Annotated in this window: 13 protein-coding genes; 4 read left to right on the plus strand and 9 right to left on the minus strand. The window is 66.0% G+C overall.

What is annotated here, in order from left to right; genetic code table 11:
* From K8I61_13240 to K8I61_13250, 3 genes are all read left to right on the plus strand, one after another.
* Positions 1-1,019 (plus strand): CpsD/CapB family tyrosine-protein kinase (locus K8I61_13240; GenBank protein MBZ0272997.1); only part of this gene is annotated, 1,019 nt, incomplete at its 5' end.
* Positions 1,020-1,030: 11 nt separating this feature from the next.
* Positions 1,031-1,621, plus strand: a complete 591-nt coding sequence (locus K8I61_13245) for a polysaccharide biosynthesis/export family protein (GenBank protein ID MBZ0272998.1) — start codon at positions 1,031-1,033, stop codon at positions 1,619-1,621.
* 167 nt (positions 1,622-1,788) lie between these two features.
* Entirely contained in the window at positions 1,789-3,114 is a 1,326-nt protein-coding gene (locus tag K8I61_13250; protein ID MBZ0272999.1) for a hypothetical protein, read from the plus strand.
* 286 nt (positions 3,115-3,400) lie between these two features.
* On the opposite strand, the gene K8I61_13255 is transcribed toward K8I61_13250, so the two are convergent.
* From K8I61_13255 to K8I61_13265, 3 genes are all read right to left on the minus strand, one after another.
* Positions 3,401-4,936: a response regulator gene (locus tag K8I61_13255; protein MBZ0273000.1), complete on the minus strand. Its 1,536-nt coding sequence runs from the start codon at positions 4,934-4,936 to the stop codon at positions 3,401-3,403.
* 319 nt (positions 4,937-5,255) lie between these two features.
* The gene (locus K8I61_13260) at positions 5,256-5,681 is read right to left on the minus strand and encodes a response regulator (GenBank protein MBZ0273001.1); all 426 of its coding nucleotides are present in this window, start codon (positions 5,679-5,681) and stop codon (positions 5,256-5,258) included.
* A gap of 143 nt (positions 5,682-5,824) precedes the next feature.
* The gene (locus K8I61_13265; protein ID MBZ0273002.1) at positions 5,825-7,594 is read right to left on the minus strand and encodes a hypothetical protein; all 1,770 of its coding nucleotides are present in this window, start codon (positions 7,592-7,594) and stop codon (positions 5,825-5,827) included.
* Positions 7,595-7,638: 44 nt separating this feature from the next.
* On the opposite strand from K8I61_13265, the gene K8I61_13270 reads away from it, so the two are divergent.
* Positions 7,639-11,646, plus strand: a complete 4,008-nt coding sequence (locus K8I61_13270) for a S8 family serine peptidase (protein MBZ0273003.1) — start codon at positions 7,639-7,641, stop codon at positions 11,644-11,646.
* Positions 11,647-11,806: 160 nt separating this feature from the next.
* Here K8I61_13270 and K8I61_13275 read toward each other — a convergent pair whose 3' ends face one another.
* From K8I61_13275 to K8I61_13300, 6 genes are all read right to left on the minus strand, one after another.
* Positions 11,807-13,468, minus strand: coding sequence for a S8 family serine peptidase (locus tag K8I61_13275; GenBank protein ID MBZ0273004.1), 1,662 nt, complete (start codon positions 13,466-13,468; stop codon positions 11,807-11,809).
* Between the two features lie 213 nt (positions 13,469-13,681).
* Positions 13,682-14,851 (minus strand): lipid A deacylase LpxR family protein, encoded by a 1,170-nt coding sequence (locus K8I61_13280; GenBank protein MBZ0273005.1) that lies wholly within the window; start codon positions 14,849-14,851, stop codon positions 13,682-13,684.
* Positions 14,851-15,747, minus strand: a complete 897-nt coding sequence (locus K8I61_13285; protein ID MBZ0273006.1) for a helical backbone metal receptor — start codon at positions 15,745-15,747, stop codon at positions 14,851-14,853. The genes K8I61_13280 and K8I61_13285 overlap by 1 nt, the downstream gene beginning before the upstream one ends.
* A gap of 95 nt (positions 15,748-15,842) precedes the next feature.
* Complete coding sequence (locus K8I61_13290) at positions 15,843-16,928, minus strand: calcium/sodium antiporter (protein ID MBZ0273007.1); 1,086 nt, start codon at positions 16,926-16,928, stop codon at positions 15,843-15,845.
* A gap of 133 nt (positions 16,929-17,061) precedes the next feature.
* Positions 17,062-18,498, minus strand: coding sequence for a dihydrolipoyl dehydrogenase (gene lpdA, locus K8I61_13295; GenBank protein MBZ0273008.1), 1,437 nt, complete (start codon positions 18,496-18,498; stop codon positions 17,062-17,064).
* Between the two features lie 3 nt (positions 18,499-18,501).
* Positions 18,502-19,405: 2-oxo acid dehydrogenase subunit E2 (locus K8I61_13300; protein ID MBZ0273009.1), on the minus strand; the 904-nt coding region annotated here is incomplete at its 5' end.

Here is a 19,405-nt window from a genome sequence, read left to right on the forward strand (position 1 = left end):
CGACGGGCGCGTCGGCGCCGGCGGACGAACACACGCCGATCACGCCGCGCGTGGATTCGCAGGGCAACACGGTGGTCTCCGAGGACACCGTGGAGCAGCACGAGCACAACGGCGAGCTGGTCCGGATCGTGCGCCGCGTGCTGCGCGCGCCGGACGGACGCGAGATCGTCAAGCGCGTGCGCCAGGTGCGCAAGCTGACGGCCGGCGCGACGGACGGCGAGGTGACGCCCGGACGGCGGATTCGCGCGCCGCTCATCCCGCTTGCCGAGGGCATCCCGCTGGCGCGGCTCACGCCGAGCGCGCAGCAGGATCTTTTGCCCGCGCTGAAACAGGATCACCCCGCGGCGGTGCGCCAGTTTCACATGCTCTGGAACAAGATCGACACGATCTCGATGCAGGAGCCGGCCTGCACGATCATCGTCACGAGCGCGGTGCCCAAGGAAGGCAAGTCGGTGTGCAGCATCAATCTCGCCGCGACGATCGCGCAGACGCCCGACGTGCGCGTGCTATTGATGGACGCGGACCTGCACCAGCCGCGCACACACGAATACCTCGGCCTCGAACTGCCGGAAAAGGGCCTCGCGGACATCCTGCGCGGCCAGGCGACGGTGGCCGACTGCGTCATCAATTACGAAATCGACCGCTTCTACTACCTGCCGTCGGGCGTGACCGAGGGCATGCCCACGGAACTTCTCGCGGGGCGGGCGATGGATCACCTGCTCGACGAACTCAAGGGGCTGTTCCATTTTGTCATCATCGATTCGCCGCCGCTCGTGCCGATCGCGGACACCGTGAACCTGGCCGCGAAGGTGGACGGCGTGGTGCTCGTGGTGCGAGCCGGGCAGACCAGCCGCAAACTTGTTGGCCAGGTGCTCGAGGATCTCGGCGAAAAAAGGATTCTCGGCGTGGTGCTGAACGGGCTCGATTTCCGCACCTCGGGCGGCGCGTATCACTACGGCTATTACGGCTACTACGGCTATTACGGCGGATACGGAAAGCGGGCGGCGGCCCGCGAATGACGGAGGCGGCCATGAAACGTTTGGGCGCGCGGCGGTTTTTTCCGGCGGCGGTTCTGGTACTTTTCGCGGCGGGCTTCGCTTTCGCGCAAGACGCGAAACCGGCATCGCCTTATTCCTACACGGCGCCGGAGTACCGCATCGGCCCCGGCGATCAGATCGACGTGAACGTCTGGGATAACCCGCAGGTCTCCAAGCCGGTGACGGTGCGTCCGGACGGGCGGCTCACGCTGCCCTTGGCCGGCGAGATCAACGCCGCGGGCATGACGCTCGACGAGCTTCGCGCGCGTCTCGAGGAGGCGCTCAAGCGCTACATCGAAAAGCCGGTCGTCTCGCTGACCTTGCTTTCGGTCGAGAGCTACAAGGTCTTCGTGCAGGGACAGGTGCGCAACGCGGGCGCGTATCCCATCAACGGCACGACCACGGTGACGCAGGCGGTGAGCCTGGCGGGCGGATTTACCGAGTTCGCGAACCCGAACGGGGTGTTCATCCTCCGGGGCGGCGCGGCGACGACGCAGAAGATCCGCGTGAAATACAAGCGGATCCTGGCGGGCAAGGCGCTTGATGTGGCCGTGCAGCCGGGCGACACCGTCGTGGTGCCCTGAGTCGAGGATTGAGGATTGAGGATCGAGGATTGAGTCGCGCCTCGGTTGGCGGTCGCGGGTCCCCTGGGATGCCCGAACGCCAGTTCGGCAAACGCCTGCCGCGATTGAAGATTGCAGATTGCCGATTGAAGATTGGGGCCGGCGCGCGGCGCGGATGGGGCGGCCGTTTGCTGACGCGCGCGGCTCTGACATCGCAAGCGGCGCTTTTGCGGGGCGGTATCACCCGCTCCCTGACGGTCGCGGCTCTGTTCATCGCCATCCTGGCGGTCGCGGCGCCCGCCCATGCCGCGACGCGGTTTTCGGTCTATCCGCAGCTTTCCGCGTATTACGAGTGGACGGACAACCTTCTGCTGACGACCGAAGAGTCCGAGGACGAGAAGATCGCCGATCACTCGCTGTTGCTCGTTCCGGCGCTGGCGCTCATCCTCGACAACGAGCGCACGGTGTTCGAGATCGGCGGGGCGGCGGGCTTTCGCTGGCATTACGAGCACACGGAGGAGAACAACGTCCCCGACCAGGTGACGGGACAGGTGCTCCTGACGCACCTCGTCTCGCGGCGCGCGCGCGTGGAAGCCTCCGACAACCTGACGTTTTTCTACGACCCGCGAGACACGGCGACACGCACGCAAAACGAGCTCGTCTCCGTGCGGACGGCGTCGATCGGTAACGCCGCGCGCGGATTCGTCGGCTATTTCGTCGCGCCGACGCTCGAGGCGGGCGTGGAGTACGTGTTCTCAACCTCGGAATTCGAGGACCGCATCCTGTTCGACGCGGTGCAGCACGCGGCGACGCTCTCGCTCGAAAAGGGCGTGACCGCGCGCTTTTCGTACACGGCGTTTGCCCGTGCGACGCGCAACATCTTCGACCGCGATTTCGATTTCATCCGCCGCGTGTACGATTCCGACGCGCGGATGGAGGAAGACTTCCCCACCGAGCTTCGCGATCCGAACGATTTCGACACCTGGGTGCCGGGCGCGGGGATCGACTTTCGGCTGACGCCGACGTTCACGCTGGCGTTCCGGTCGGGTGTCATTTTTCTTGCGCGCGAGGAGACTGCCGGCGAATACCGGTTCGACGACATCGAATGGTATCAGACGGCGGCCGCGACGCAGGCGTTCAGGCGCGTTGTCCTTGCGGCAAGTTATAGCCGCGACGTGGAGCCGGCGCAGGGCCTGGAGAACGCGACGCGCAACGAGCAGATCTTCCTGACCGCGGAGGAAAGCTGGACGGACTGGTTGCAGACGCTGCAAGAGGCGGGGCTTTTGCGCGCGCGGCAGGAGGAAGGGATCATCCAGGGCTGGCGCGCGGGCGCGGGGCTGACGCTTCGGCCCGCGCGATGGCTGGCGTTCGGCGCGGGCTACCAGCGGTTCGAGGAAGAAAGCCGCTTCGACCTGACGGAGACGACGCTGATCCAGAACCGCGCGTACGTCTCGCTTTCGATCGGCCCGCCGCGCCGGAACACGTTCCAGCTTGTTCCGTCGCCGCCGCCTTGAGTTGGAGTGACGAGTGATGTCGAGGGCGCGGCGATGCCGGTGCGGTATCGACCGCGCACTCCGCTTCGCTCCGTTTGCGGCCCTGACATCGCAAGCACCGCGACGTCAGGGCCGCAAACGCAGCCGGCCCGCTTCGAGCGGGACGGCGGAGTGCGCGGTCGATACCGCCCCCGGCAAAAGTCGCGTTCATCCCGGCGCGAAACCAACCGCGCACTCCGCTTCGCTCCGTTTGCGGCCCTGACATCGCCGTTTGCGGCCCTGACATCGCCGTTTGCGGCACCGACATCTATCCCGTCGCTGCCGCCTTGAGCCGGGAGAGCGTTTCACGCACGCGCGCGGAAAGCTTCGCCGCCGTGAACGGTTTTTGGATGATGTTGCGGCGCGCGGCTTCGTCGAGTTCGGTGAAACCGCTCGTCGAATAACCGGTCATGTACAAGACGCCAAGTCCTGGCCGCAGTTCCAGGGCGCGCTGGGCGAGGTGAAAGCCGCTCTGGCGCGGCATCACGAGGTCGGTCAGAAGCAGATCGACCGTCTTGTCCCAGTTTTTCAGCATGTCGAGGGCGATTTCCGCGTCGAGGGCTTCGAGCACCTCGTAGCCGCTCCATCGGAGCACACGCGCGGTCAGGGCGCGGACCTGATCGTCGTCCTCGACGACCAGGATCGTGTAGGGCTGCGGCGGGGCGGGCTCGGCCAGGGCCGGCGCGCCGGCGCCGCGCGCGATGGGGAGGTACACCTGAAAAACGGCGCCGCCGCTTGCGTTCTCCACGCGAATCCAGCCGTGCACCTGGCTGACGATGCCGTAAACCGTGGAAAGACCGAGGCCTGTTCCGATCGCCTCGGGTTTGGTGGTGAAAAACGGCTCGAAGATGTGCGCGAGGATGTTCGGGTCGATGCCCGGACCGTTGTCCGCGATCTCGAGGACGACGTAATCGTCCGGCGGGATCGGCTGGCCGTAGAAGTCGCTCAAGCCGCCGCGGCTTGACGCGCGCCGCGTGCGTACGGCAATCCGCCCCCCGGCGGGCACCGCGTCGCGCGCGTTGACGACAAGGTTGACGAGAACATGCTCGAAATGCGCCGGGTCGATGCGCACCGGCGGAAGATACGGCTCGAGTTCGAAGGACATTTCCGTGTCGTCCGCAAGCGCCTTGCGCAAGATCAGCTCGAGGTCCGTGACGATGATGTTGATATCCACGTTCGCCGGCTCGCCGGGCTGGCGGCTGGCGAACGCCAACAGGCGGCGCGCGAGATTTTCGCCCCGGTCCACCGCGACGAGCACCTGGTCGAGATCCGTGGTGACGGGATGGCCAATGCCCAGCGACTCGCGCGCGAACGCGGTGAAGTTGCCGATGACCGTGAGGATATTGTTGAACTCGTGCGCGATGCCGCCGGCGAACCGCCCCACGGCCTCCATGCGCTGCGCGCCGCGAAGCTGCGCTTCGAGGCTGCGCCGTGTCGCGCGATTGGCGAATTCGCGGCGAAGGGACGACGGCAGGCGGGAAAGGTTGTTCTTGGAGACGAAATCGGAGACGCCCTCGCGCATCAACTCGACGACGGCCTCCTCTCCGACGCGCCCGGACACGACGATGAAGGGGATGTCCGGCTGCCGCTCGCGGAATTCGGCGAAGGCCTGGGCCGTCGGAAAGCCGGGCACCATGTAGTCGCAAAAAACGACGTCCCGCGGCTCGGCTAGGGCCTTTGTGAAGTCCTCCGGCGTTTCGACGCGGGTGGCGGTGACCTGAAAGCCGCCGGCCTCGAGGGCCCGGATCATCAGATCGTAATCTTCCGCGGAATCTTCAACGATCAGCGCGCGCAGGGTATCCATGCCGTCACCCCCAAAAAAGTTTGCGGCCGGAAACGAATATTCGATCAGCGCCCCCAGGGGATTACCGAAACCGGCCCGGAGGAAGGCGCCCATCGCAACGCTCACGAAAATAAGACCACTAAATAACTTTTCGCCCCGAAGAAATCAATGCCCCCAAATCGCGAGGGCCGACCGCGCAGGCCTGTGCCGGGGCGGTATCGACCGCGCACTCCGCTTCGCTTCGTTTGCGGCCCTGACATCGCAAGCCGGTGCCGGGGCGGTATCGACCGCGCACTCCGCTTCGCTTCGTTTGCGGCTCTGAAAGGCACCGGCACGCGGTTCAGTTCTCGCTGTAGCGGTTCAATCGGCTCCAGAACAGGCCGATGCGCCCCACGGCCTCGTCGTATTCGCGGAATTCGATGGGCTTTCGGACAAAGCTGTTCGCGCCGTATTCGTAGGCGCGGCTGATGTCGCTGCCGAGCGTGGACGAAGTGAGCATGACGACGGGAACGTATCGCGTTCGGGCGTTCGCGCGCACGGCGCGCAGCACCTCCAGACCGTCCACCTTCGGCAGCTTGATATCGAGCAGAATCACGCATGGGAGCTTGCCGTTCCCCCCGTTCATCGTATCGAGGTAATCAAGCGCCTCGGCGCCGTCCCGAAGGACGACGATCGCCCGGTTGAGATTCAGGCGATTCAGCGAAATGAGCGTCAGTTCCTCGTCGTGTTCGTTGTCCTCGATCACCAAAATGATTCGATCGTTCATGATCGGCCTCCGGTTTCTTGTCCAACCCTTCGCGGCGGCCGAGTCGTGAATTCGTCGTCGGGGTATTTCTTTCCTCGCATCGGGAAGTCTACGCCGTCGCCTTTCATATAACCAGTAACCGCAAGTTATCAGTGAGCGCGCTTTCAATTACGCGCGCCACCGGCGCGACCCTCTCGCGGCCGCATGGGGGTGACCTCGCGCGCCGCGGGGGGAAGCGCGAACCGGAACGTCGCCCCCTCGTTCACGGCGCCTTCGGCTTCGATCCATCCCTGATGGCGCTCCACGACGCGCTTGCAGATCGCAAGGCCGATTCCCGTGCCGGGAAAGCGGCTTTGCGGGTGCAGTCGATGAAAGACATCAAATAACTTGGAGGCGTAACGCATGTCAAAACCCACGCCGTTATCAAGGATTTCGTAAACCACGTACGAACCTTTCGGCGCGCCATTCACCTCGATGCGCGCGGCTTCCCGTTCGGACGTGAACTTGACCGCGTTCGCGAGCAGATTGGCAAGGAGCTGCCCGATCGCAGCCGGATCGGCCTGGCAGGGTGGAAGTTCGCCGACGATCCATTCGATGTTGCGGCCCGCGTGGCGCTCGCGCAGATCGTTGATCGCGCCGGTCACGAGCCGCTCCATCGAAATGGAGCGCGGCCGCAGCGGCTCACCGCCAAGGCGCGCGTATTCGATGAGATCCTCGATGAGCCGCGCCATCGCGATCGCGTTTGATTCGACGCGGCCAAGAAGCTCGGCGACGCGCGGATCGGCATGTTCGTGTTCGTCGATAAGGATGCGCGAATAACCCGCGATGGCGCGCAGCGGCGCGCGCAGGTCGTGCGAGACGGAATAGGCGAAGGTCTCCAGATCGCGCGATTTTTCCATGACCTCGTGCGTCCGGAGCGCCACGCGCTCTTCGAGCACGCGATTGGCTTCGCGCACCTCGTTTTCCGCTTCGTCGCGCCGTCGTTCGAGATCCACGAGAAGAACGGCGTTCCGCACGATCGTGGCGAGAAAAATGACGGTGATGGCGGCGGTCACGAACGCCGCGCCGTATCCGGACGGCAGCCACGCGTAGCCCTCGCCGACGACCTGCAACAGCCCAAGGACGATCGGCATGACGAGCACGACGGGCACGAGGCGGCGGGCCATCGCGGCGCCGATCGTATCCGCGGTCAGGTAGGCCATCTTCCCGCGGTCGCCGTGGATCATGGATATCGCGGGGCCCAGCAGGAAAAACGCGAACATGGTGACGACCGCCATGTCGCCCGGCTCCATTCGATGGGCAAAATCCCGCGAATCGAAGACGAACGCGGCGAATCGCTCGAGCGCGACGACGAAAACGAGGAAGCCCAGAAGCTGGGCCACGCCGGACCGGCGGCGCGCGTAGGCGACAAGGGCGGCGCCGCATAGCGCGAAATTGAACGCCGTCGTCGGCGCGGAATGCAGCGGGAGTTCCGCGATCGCGCGCATGCGCGATCCGGGCGCCGGCGAGGGAACGCCGAAATTCATGTCGGCCGCGAATGGGAGAAAACCGGCCAGTCCGCTTGCGATCAACACCGCGCCGGCGGCGTACAGCGCCATGCGGTCGTACCGGCCCTCGTTCGCCCGCGCGGCCAAGGCCAGCGCGGCCGCACTGACAACCAACATCAGGGCGGAGGCGAATGACATCGCCGGCCATTCCGGCACCAGCGAGATGAGAGGGCGGATGTCGAGCAGCCAGGCGAGTATCTTCGCCGCGCCGACAAGGGCGACCGCGACGCCGGCGAAACGCGCGATGCGCCGCATGATCTCGCAGCGCCGCGCCATGCCCGGGCTCGTCCCGAAGATCCGCGCGCCGGCGCCCGCGCCGGCGGCCCCGATCGCTCCCGCGGGAGCGCCCGCGCGTTGCCGCGTTTCGGGTTCGTTGGTAGGCTTCATCCGCCTTGTCCGGTCAATATCGCCCGCCCCTTCCCGAGGTGAACATGCGGTCGCGGATTTTCGTTCTGACGGTTGTTTGCGTTCTTGCCGGCGCGATGCGCGCCCATGCGCTTTCCATCGTGGCGCAGGACCCCGTCTTTGCCACTTACGTCATCGGCGTCGAGGAACCGATCCTCGTCGTGTTCGACGAATCGCTCGACCCGTCCACGGTCAACGACGCGCGCGCTTTCGTGACGCGCCTTGATACCGGAGACGTGCCGCCCGCGTCGGTGAGCGTCGCGACCACAAACATGGCCGACGACACGATCGTCATCGACCCCGGCGCGGACCTGCGTTTCGGGCGGCGCTACCAGATCACCGTTTCGACGCAGGTGCTGGCGGCGGACCAGACGCCGTTTGACGGCGCGTATCCGCTCGGCCGCGTCTTTGTGCCGAACATCCCCCGCGATTTCACCGTGCCGGACTGCCCGCCGGGCGACTTCGATTGCCTGATCCACCTGTGGAGCCCGTATCTCGCGTTCAATCCGTTCGATCCGGAAGGCACCGATCCTTCCGAGTATTACAAGATTCCCGGCATGAGCGCGACCGAGGCGTGGAAGTGGACGACCGGACGGCCGGATGTCGTGGTCGGCGTCATCGACGACGGGATGAGCGAATACGGCGACCCGGACCTGCGCGACCGCCTTTTCCTGAACACGGGTGAGTTGCCGTTGCCGGAGGGGTGCGTTGCGTATGACTGCAACGACGACGGAAGGATTTCCGCGTCGGATTACGCGAACGACTCACGCGTGCTGGCGTTTGCCGGCGGCGACCCGGTGAACGTGGGGCATCTTCTTTCGGCGTTTTCCGACGGCGTGGACGACGACGGCAACGGGTATCCCGACGACATCTCCGGCTGGGACTTTTTCCGCAATTCCAATGAGGTGCTCGGCGTCGTGGATTTCCCGGAGGGCACGCACGGCGACGGCGCGGACAACATCGTCGGCCAGGCGGAAAACGGCGGCGGCATGGGCTTTTGCCCGAACTGCACCGTGCTCGAGACGCGCGTCTCCGACGCGGTGCTCGCGGACTACAATCTTCTCTCGGCGGCGACCGATTACCTGCACATGATGGGCGCGAGCATCGTGAGCGTCGCGATGGGATCGATCAACTACAGCGATGCGGCGCACCAGGCGATCGTGGATGCCTACGAAGACGGCGTGCTGACGATCGCGGCCTCCGGCGACGAGCTCGGCCGGCACAACATCTACCCCGCCGCGGGCGAGGACGTGTTCAGCGTCAAGGCGCTGTTTCCCTTCGCGCCGGTCGAGATCATCGGCGATTTGGGCATCGACCTTGTCGCGTTCACGGAATCGTACTGCACGAATTACGGCCCGCACGTTCACGTCTCCGTGCCGGCCGGTCACATCTGCACGTCCGAGGCGACCAACAACACGAGCGGCGTCGCGGCGCTCATCGTTTCGCGCGCGCGGGATCTCGGCATCGAATTGTCCGCGAACGAATTGAAGCAGCTCATGACGATGACCGCGGACGACATTTACGAGCGCTGCATCTCGATGCTCGAATCGCCGTCGATGGGCGGCACGTGCCGCGAGGGCTTCGACGAGCATTTCGGCTACGGGCGCCTGAACGCGCTGTCCGCCGTCGTGGCGCTCGGCGAGCCGTCGCTTGGCCTCGATCCGCGCATCCCGCCCGAGGTGCGCATCACGAGCCCGCGCTGGTGGCGGGTGGTCGATCCGTCGAAGACGCCCGTCGTGGACGTGATGGGGAATATTGCCTCGCGCACCGGCGCGTTCTCCTGGACGATCGAGGCCGCGCGCGGCGCGCAGCCGTACGACGAGGAGTTCGATGTGCTCGCGCAAGGCGACGCCGCCGGGCCGATCGACGGCCTCATCGCGTCGATCGACCTGTCCGGCGTGATGCCGCCGAGCGCGTGGGAAAACCCGCCGAGCGACATCCACGACAACACGGTCACCCTGCGCGTTTCGGCCTGGTACGACATGGACGGCTCGCCGGTGTACGGCGAGGACCGGCGCACGATTCAGTTGCAGCGCGATGACGATCCGGAAACGGGCCTCGTGGCGAGCTTCCCGTTTGACATGGGCGCGTCGATCGAGGCGAGCCCGCGCCTTGTCGATCTGGACGGCGATGCCGATGGCACGCTCGAAATCGTGCTGGCGACCTCCACCGGCGCGGTGCACGTGCTCAAAGCCGACGGCGCGGGCGAATTTGCCGAGGCGCCGGGATTCCCCGTGCAGCTTCCGGCCGAGACGCATAACGCGGACGGCATCCTGGCGACGCCGGCCGTCGCGGATATCGACGCGGACGGCTATCCGGAGATCGTGGTCGCCACGCTCGGCGGGCGCGTGTACGCCATCCACGCCGACGGCAACGATCATGCGGGCGGTCCTGTCGAGCCGGGATTCCCGGTCGGGTCCGCGGAGCCCGGGAACGACACGACCGACGACTACGGCCACGGCAACGCGATCGTGGCGTCGCCGGTGCTCACCGATCTGGACGGCGACGGCATCCTCGAGATCATCGTCGCCTCGTACGACCAGATGATCTACGCGTGGTCGGCGATCGACGCCGACACCGACGGCGAGGTGGACATGGCGCCGGGCTGGCCGGTGCTTCTCACCTCCGCGCCCGGCGAGGTGCCGCCGGGCAAGGTGTGCGATTCGGACCTGCCCGCGCAGGTGCTCGGAAGCCCGGCCGCGGGCATTCTTTTGCCGGGCGGCGCGGACGTGGACATCGCGACGCATCCGTCGGTCATCGTGCCGACATCCGAGGCGTGCGGCGACGGGCTGCTGGTATCGAGCCGCATCTACGCCCTGTACTGGAACGGCAACGACAATCCGAACGGGCCGTATCTGCCGGGCTGGCCGGCCAAGGCGCTCGCGCCGCTGGGCAGCGCGATCCCGCTTCCGCCGCTGACAACCGGCGCGACGAACTCGCCCGCGGTGTACGTCGATGACGAAGGCGTCGCGCACATCTCGACCGGCGGGTTCCTGTGGATGCCGCAGATGATCCTGTACGACGGCATGACGACGCAGGTGAAAAACTACTTCGACCGGCTGAACCTGACGACAAGCGCCAACGGCACGTTCGCGAAATTCCGGGGCGACGATTCGATCCAGTTCATCATCCCGACCGCGGGGCTTTTGAACAAGATCGAAGGCGTCACGAAGGCGATCTCGTGGAATCTGTCGGCGTGGGATCTGGAGAACTACTCGGACATGATCTTCCTGGAGCGCATGGAGGACGTGCAGTTTTTCGTCAACCCCGTCGTCGCGGATATCTCCGGCGACAACCGGCCGGAGACGATCCAGGGCAGCGGCGGATATTTCGTGCACGCCATCGACGCGCGCGGCCTGGAGGCGCCGGACTGGCCGAAGAACACGCACAACTGGCTGATCGCGTCCGCGGCGGTCGGCGACATCGACCGCGACGGCCTTCTGGAGATCGTCCAGCCGACGCACGAGGGCTTCGTGTACGCGTGGGAGAGCAAGGGGCGCGAGTGCATCGGCGAGCGGGCCAACAGCGACTGGCGCGGGTTCCGCAACGACGAGCGCGGCACCGGATTCTACAACGCGGACGTGCTCGCGCCGCGGATGGTCACCGACCTGGATGTGGTGCGTAACGGCGACGGCACGTTCACGCTGACGTTCACCGCGCCGGGCGACGACGGCGGCTGCGGGCGCGTGTCGGGGTACGACGTTCGCCACGCCGCGAGCGCGGGCGCACTATCGTCGCTTGAGGCGTTCGAGAGCGCACAGGCGGCTGGCGCGGGCGGCGCGGATATCGAACGCGGCGGCTATCGCCAGCGCCTCACGATCGACGCGCCTCAGGACGCCGCTTATTTCTCCGTACGCGCCATCGACGACGAAGGGCTGGCGTCCTGGCCCTCCCCGCCGGCCGAGGCCCACGATCCGGCGTCCGACGACGACGACGACGCGGACTCGGATATCCCTGATGCCGGCGATGACGACGATGCGGCCGATGACGATGATGATGATGATGACGATGACGATGACGGGTGTGGATGCTAGCGGAGGGAAGAGACTGGAAGGCTGAAAGGCTGGAAGACTGAAAGTCTGAAAGGTCATCGCCAGCGCGCTGTGCCAGGCGACATCGCCCCGGCACACGCGCTCGTCAACTGTCCATCACGTCCATTCGGTCCATGATGTCCATTTTGTCCATATTTTCCGATCAGCAGCCGCAGCTTCCCCCGTCATCGTCATCATCGTCGCCGCCGCCGGTGTCGGCGTCCGCGGGAGCAATCTTGACGCCGCAGCGGTCATCAAGGCACGTGGCGAACGAGGCGCAATCCGTGACGTTCGGATGGTCGGCGCACTCGGCGACGCATTCCCAGTCGCCGTCGCCCTCCTCGCAGGCGGTTTCCGCCGCGAGGATATCGTCCGCGCCGTCGAGCGCGTACGCACACTGGTCGTAGATCATGCCGGCGAGCTGTTCGCATTCCTCGTTTTGCGCGTCATCGTCGGCGTCGTCGTCCGTGTCGTCGTCGTCGTCGTCCTCCGGCGGCGCGCTCTCGTCGATGTACGCGTCCATGTACGCGCGCACCGCGGCATAGGCGTCGATTTCGCCGAAACCGAGATAAGGCGAGAATCCCCCGCCGGGCGAAAACGCGGTGTCGATCATCGTCTCCACGACGAGCTCCGGATCGTGCCCGGCGACGGAGATCATGAGCGCGGCGACGCCGGCCGCGTGCGGCGAAGCCATGCTCGTTCCGGACAGGCCATAATACGCGATCTGCAACGAGTCCTCGTCGAACGTCTGCTGGAAGATGTAGCTGCCCGGCGCGATGACATCGAGATCGTCGCCGAAGGACGAGAAGAACGCGCGGCCGGGGCTTGCGCCGGGATCGTGCCGGCGGCTTGCGCCGACCGAGAGCACGTTGTCGTACGCGGCGGGATATTCCACCGGCGCGCGCCCGGTGTTGCCGGACGCCGCGATGACGACAACGCCGTCCTCGAAGACCTGCGTGATCGCGCTCTGGAAAAGCCCGCTCGCGCCGCCGCCGCCGAGGCTCATGTTGATGACGTGCGCGCCCTCGTCGGACGAGTAGAGGATGCCGTCGATGACGTCGCTGTCCTTCGCGTAAAACGCATCCGACGGCGCGCTGTCCGGGAAGACCTTCACCGGCAGGATCGTCGCCTCGAACGCGATGCCCGCCATGCCCACGCCGTTGTTTGTCGCCTCGGCGACCGTGTTGGCGACGTGCGTCCCGTGGCCGGAATAATCCGTCGCGTCCTCGTCGTCGCCCCAGAAATCGTAACCGGCAAGCAGGTGCGTCGCGCCGTCGAACATGCCCTCGGTGCGGTAGCCGGTGTCGATGACCGAAACGACGACGCCTTCGCCGCGGCCGTAGTCCCATGCGCGCTCGACGTTGATCTGCCGGAAGTTGCCCTGATATTCGACGTAATGCTCGTCGTTCGGCGTCAGCAGCGGGCGGTGCAGAAAGTTCGGCTCCGCCGCGCGAATCGGCGCAAGCGCCGAAAGTCGCGCGATGGCGGCCTCGATGTCGCCGTCGATCTCCACGAGCGCGTGATGCACGTTTGCGAGCGCGAAGGATTTTTGCGTCAGGACTTCCGGGGCAAGGCGACGCCCCGCGACGGTCGAGACGTGGCGGATCCGGAATCCCGCCCCCGCGATGCCCAGGGCGATGTCCGCGCCGCCGGCGTCGCCGTCAAAGGCGACAAGCACCGTGTTCGCGTCGGCCTCGTGGCCGCGAACGATGGCGATGTCCGCGTATGCGGGCGTGGCGGCGAGCGCGAAAAGCGCGGTCGCGGCAAGAACGAAACGCGCCGCACGGCGAGCGCGAGGATGAAGCGGCAAGTGGAGGGCGATCAACGGTTCTCTCCCCGGGGCGCGAATGATAGGCGCGTCGGATTTAAGGGCGCCAAAGCATAGCGGGAAGGGAAGAAGTCTGGAAGGCCGGAAGTTCATCGCAAGTAACGAATGACGAGTGACGAGTGACGACGCAGCACGGGCACGGGCACGGGCACGGGATCGGGCACGGGATCGGCGTGTGAACTCAATCCTCGATCCTCAATCCTCGATCCACTAATCCACAAACCCCTTCGTCAAATAAATTCCGCCCCAGAAGTGGTCGCGCGCGTGAGGGCCGGAGTATTCGCGGCCTCGGGCGCTGATGGCGTAGGTCAGGTTCCAGCCCGCGTAGCCGAGCGTGATCGCGCCCTGCCCCTCGAGGATGATGCGCTCGATCTGCGAGGCGTCGAAGGTGACGTCGCTTTCGCGAAACTGCCCCTGCAAAAACGCGTTGTAGAGAACAAGCCGCGTCTTGCCGGAAAGCGAGAAATACGCTTCCCAGGAATTGCTGGATCGCCGGCGCGAGGCGGGGGCGTTTTCGTCCCAGTTGAACTGATTGCCACCCTCCTGCGTATCGTCGACGGCCGGCCCTTGCCAAAACGGCGAGCTGAGTTTGCCGACGCGCGTGCCGACACCCGCCGCGCCGTTCATGTAATATCCGAAATTGCCGTCCAGCATCATGGCGAAATCGTGGTACGCCGAGTCGGTGACAAGGCGCGTCACGCCGATGGAATAGCGCATGGTCGGCTCGCCGCCATCGGAGATCTGATGCTCCCAGCCCTCCGGATCGACGGGTGCGTCGCGGCCGGTGAATCGGCGCGTCTGCTGATGGAGAAATGTTTGCGACGCGCCGCCCGCGCCGAGGCCGAGCACGCCGAACGTGAGGGCCGACGAATAGGTGAGATCGTCGCCGTAAATCGTCATGCGGTAGATATTGGCGTAAAGCAGCGACGCGTACGGACGGTCCTGATGCACGGGGCCTTCGGCGGACAGATCGTCGGGCGTGAAGCTGATTTGCCCGAGCGTCAGGCTGTGCGATTTGCCGAAACGCCCGCGTCCCATCGTTTGCGCGTCGTGCAGCAACCAGAAGCCCGTAAAACGATCGGTCGCCTCAAGCGGCGCCTCGATGTGGCCGCGTTCGACCCATCGGCCCGAGATCTGCAACGCCACGCCCATCGTATAATTGCGGTCCTGGTTGATCGGCGGGACGAAAAAATCCTGGTCGACGAAGAGGCCGAAACCGGAAATCGGCTGCTCGTCGCGCGCGGCGCTGTCCGCCGCCTCGGCGCCGTCCGACAATGGGGTCTCGTCGTCATCCGCGTCCTTGGCGGAGGACGGCTTCACGCCAACCAGCGCGATCGCCGCGAACAAAATGCCGGCCGCCAAAGCGGCGCGCGCGCGCATCAAAATGCGTCGCCCGCGCCGGATAGCTCCGCGGCGATGATCGCGTCACGCAGCCGCGCGGCGGCGGCAAGGCCCTTCGCGGTTTGCGACGGATACCAGGACAAGGGCACCGCATCGACAAGAAACGCGCTCGGCCGGTCGGGGATGTCGAATCGCCCGCCGCCTCGCGCGATCGCATCACGGGGGCCTTCGAGCAGATCGCGCGGCAGCTCGAACGCGTAGGGCTCGGTCGAATACAACATCGCGTCGGCGTCGATCGAAAGGAGCGCGCCGGGCTCGATTTGCGGAAAGCGCTCGTATTCGCCCGGCAGCGCATTCTCGATTCCCGCCGCGGCGAGCAGGCGCGAAATGTAGGTGTCGTGCCCCGCGACCATCCACGGGTCTTTCCATACCAGATAGACGACGCGCGGGCGCGGGCCGGTTTGCGCGGCGGCGTGCATCTCGCCGCAAAGGCGCGTGACCTCGCCGGCCAACTCGCGCGCGGCGTCGCGGCGGCCCGTGATGTAACCAAGCTCCTCCCAAAGCGCGGGCGCGTCGTGCGGCGCGCCGGGGTCGGTCAACAGCACGGGCGCGCGTTCGGCGATCTCCTCCACGCGGCGGCGCACGTTCTCTTCCTTGTTGGCGAGTACGACATCGGGCGACAGGGCGAGGATCTCATCGACGCGGCAGTTTTTCGTTCCGCCGAACGCGGGCACGGCAAGCGCCTTCTCGGGCCGAACGCAAAACTCCGTGCGTCCGACAAGCGCATCGCCCGCGCCGAGCATGAAAAGCGCATCGGTCAGGCTCGGCACCAGCGATACGATGCGCCGGGCAGGCGCGGCGAACGCGGGGCCAAGCCACGCGCTTCGGGTCGCGTATCGCCCGCCGGGAACGAGGGTGGTGTGCGTGCCGTGCATGGAATCGCAATTTACCACGGAGGACACAGAGGACACAGAGAAAACACATCAGTGTTTTTTTGCGATTCCCTCCGTGTCCTCTGTGTCCTCCGTGGTTAGTGCGCTTTCCCCATCGCCCGCCGCACCTCGAGCGCGAAGTGGCCGAGGATGAACGCGGCCGCGGCGGGCACCAGGGCGTACAGGGCGATCGCGCGGAACGTCGGCGCGAAGGGGTGCGATGTCGTCGTCAGGACGAGATGCGTCGTGTAGACGGCATAAAGCGCCACCAGAACCGCGCCTTCGGTCCGCGTGATCGATCCGTACGAAAAGAAGACCGGAAAACACACGACGGCGACCGCGATCATCACGGGGAGATCAAACGCGAAGGCTTGCGCGGGTACCGGAACGCCGCCTCCGGGCGCGACGATGGCCGTCAAGGCCAGCACGCACAGGATGTTGAAGATGTTGCTGCCCACCGCGTTGCCGACGGCGATGTCGCGCTCGCCGCGATACGAGGCCATCGCGCTCGCGGCGACCTCCGGCAGCGACGTGCCCGCCGCGATGATCGTCAGGCCGATGACGATCTCCGAGATGCCAAGGCGCGTCGCGAAGGCCACCGCCCCGGCGACGAGCCAGCGCGATCCGACGGCCAAAAGCACGAGGCCGGCGGCGATGAGCGCGCCGTTGACCGCGTAATCCCTGGGGCCTTCGGCGGCCTCGCCGAATTCGGCTTCGAACTCCTTTTTGATCTCGCGGGTCTCGCGGCGGCTCTTGCGGACAAGGACGACAAGGTACGCGGCGAGCACCGCGAACAGGATCGCGCCGTCGACGCGCCCGATCCGGCCGTCGTATGCCATCCCCCAGGCGGCGACGGACACGACGATCATGAGCGGCACGTCCAGGCGCACGAGCTGCGCCTTCACCGAAAGCGGCGAAATGATCGCGGCCAGGCCCAGGATGAAAAGGATATTGAAAATATTGCTGCCGACGACGTTGCCAAGCGCGATTCCCGGCGCGCCGTCGAGGCTCGAATTCACGGACACGGCAAGCTCCGGGCTGCTCGTGCCGAACGCGACAACGGTCAGCCCGACGACAAGAGGCGTGATGCCGGCGGCGACCGCAAGCCGCGCCGCGCCGCGCACGAGAAGCTCCGCGCCGACGAGCAAGGCGACAAGGCCAAGGAGGAAAAGGAAGAGCGTCACAGGGAATGCGGAGTGCGGAATGCGGAATGCGGAATGGATTCGCAATTCACCACGGAGAACACAGAGGACACGGAGGGAACAGATTCATTCACGCAAGAATCCTGCGTGCTCTCTGTGTCCTCTGTGGTAAAGCTCATTTCTTTTTCGGCCGCGCGACGTGCACGCACGCGCCGAGCGCCGTCTCCGCCGCCTCCATGATTGACTCGGAGAGCGTCGGGTGCGGGTGGATCGTCGAGGCCAGGTCTTCGAGCGTCGCCCCCATTTCGATAGCGAGCGCGCATTCCGCGATCATCTCTGAGGCGTGTGGCGCGGCGATGCCGATCCCAAGCAGAAGGCCGCTGTCCTTGTCGGCGACGATCTTCACGACGCCTTCGGTGCGTCCGATGGTTTTCGCCCGGCCAAGCGCGGCAAGCGGGAAGCGGGCGACATTCACGTTCAGGCCGGCGTTCTTCGCCTCGGCCTCCGTAAGTCCCGCGGAAACGAGCTCCGGATCGGTGAACACCACCGCGGGGATCGCACGGTTGTCGAACGCGCTCGGATGCCCGGCGATGACCTCCGCGGCGACCTTGCCTTCGCGGCTCGCCTTGTGAGCGAGCATCGGGCCGGGCGTCACGTCGCCGATGGCGAAGATGTTCGTTTCGGCGGTGCGCCGCGTCTCGTCCACCTCGATGAATCCGTCCTCGCGAACCTTCACGCCCGTCTTGTCGAGCCCCAGATCGTCTGTGTTCGGGCGTCGGCCGACGGCGACCAGGACGCGGTCGAAGGTTTCCGTCACGGACTTTCCGCCGGTTTCGATCGTCACGGCGAAACCGGACTTCTGTTTCTTGATCGCCGTGACTTTCGTCGAAAGGCGCAACGATTCGAATCGCGCCTCGCACGATTTTTTCACGACGCGCACCAGGTCGGGGTCCATGCCGGCAAGGAGGCCCGGAAGCAGTTCGACGACGGCGACCTTCGAGCCGAGCCCCGCGTACACGAGCCCGAGTTCCAGTCCGATGTATCCGCCGCCGACGACAAGAAGGCGCTTGGGGATTTCGCGCAATTCGAGCGCCGCGGTCGAGTCCCACACGCCCTCCACCCCGCGCGCGAACGGCGGCAGCGCGGGGCGCGAGCCGGTGGCGATGATGGCGTGTTCGAACTTGACGCCGGCCAGGTCCGAGGCCGCGTTTTCGTCGCCCTCCACGCGCAGCGTTTTCGAATCGGTGAAGTGCGCCGAGCCGCGCACCGTGGTGACGCCACGCCCCTTCAATAGCCCCGACACGCCCCTCGACAAGTCGCCGACGACCTTTTCCTTGAAGGCGCGCATCGCGTCGATGTCCACCGCCAGGTCCTTGAACGTGACCCCCATCTCCTTCGCCGCCATCGCGGTGTGGATCGTCTCGACCGCGGCGATGAGCGTTTTTGACGGAATGCAGCCCTCGAGCAGGCACACGCCGCCGTCTTGCGGCCGGCGCTCGATGAGGATGACCTCCTTGCCGAGATCCGCGGCGCGCAGCGCGGCGACGTAGCCGCCCGGTCCCGCGCCGATGACGACGACCTCGGTCTTCTCGGTGAACTCGCCCATCACCATCGGTCAGCCCTCGACCAGCAGGCGGCGCGGGTTTTCGATGAGCGCGATGATGTGGTTGAGGAAACGCGCGGCGTCGGCGCCGTCGTTGACGCGGTGATCGAAGCACACGGCGATCGGCATCATCTTGCGTATCACGATGCGCCCGTCGCGCACGACCGGCTTGTCCTGCACCTTGTACACGCCGAGGATCGCCACTTCCGGGTAGTTGATGATCGGCGGCGCGAACAGGCCGCCGAGCGGCCCGATGTTCGTGATCGTGAACGTGCCGCCCTGAAAATCGGCAGCTTCAAGTTTGTCGTCGCGCGCGCGCGTGCCGACATCGTAAATCGCGGCGGAAAGCTCAAGGATGCTCTTGCGATCCGCGTCCTTCACCACGGGCACCACGAGGCCCTTGGGCGAGTCGGCCGCGACTCCGACGTTGTAATATTTCTTGTAGACGAGCTCCTCGCGGTCCGGGTCAAGGCTCGTGTTGAAACGCGGATACGCCTTGAGCGCCGAGACGACCGCGCGCATCAGGAACGGCATCAGGGTGAGCCGACCGCCGGGCACGTCGGCGAGGCGCTCGCGTTCCTCCATGCGCAGCTTATCGAGCTCGGTGACGTCCGCCTCGTCCAGGTGCGGCACGTGCGGAATGAGGATCGCGGATGTCGCGAGCCTGTAGGCGATCTTGCGCCGGATCGATCGGAACGCCTCCGTTTCGACGGGACCGAATTTCGAGAAGTCCGGCATCGGCGGCGGGTCGAAAAACGGAATGCCCGACGGCGCGCCGGTGGCGCGCGGCGCGCGGGGTTCGCGTTCTTCTTCTTCGGCCTTCGCTTCGCGGCGCGCGGGGGTCTCGCCCTTGGCGAACGCTTGCACGTCCTCCGGCGTCACGCGGCCCGCCGGGCCGGAGCCTTCGATTTCGTTG

The organism is bacterium (assembly GCA_019912885.1).
Taxonomy (GTDB): domain Bacteria; phylum Lernaellota; class Lernaellaia; order JACKCT01; family JACKCT01; genus JAIOHV01.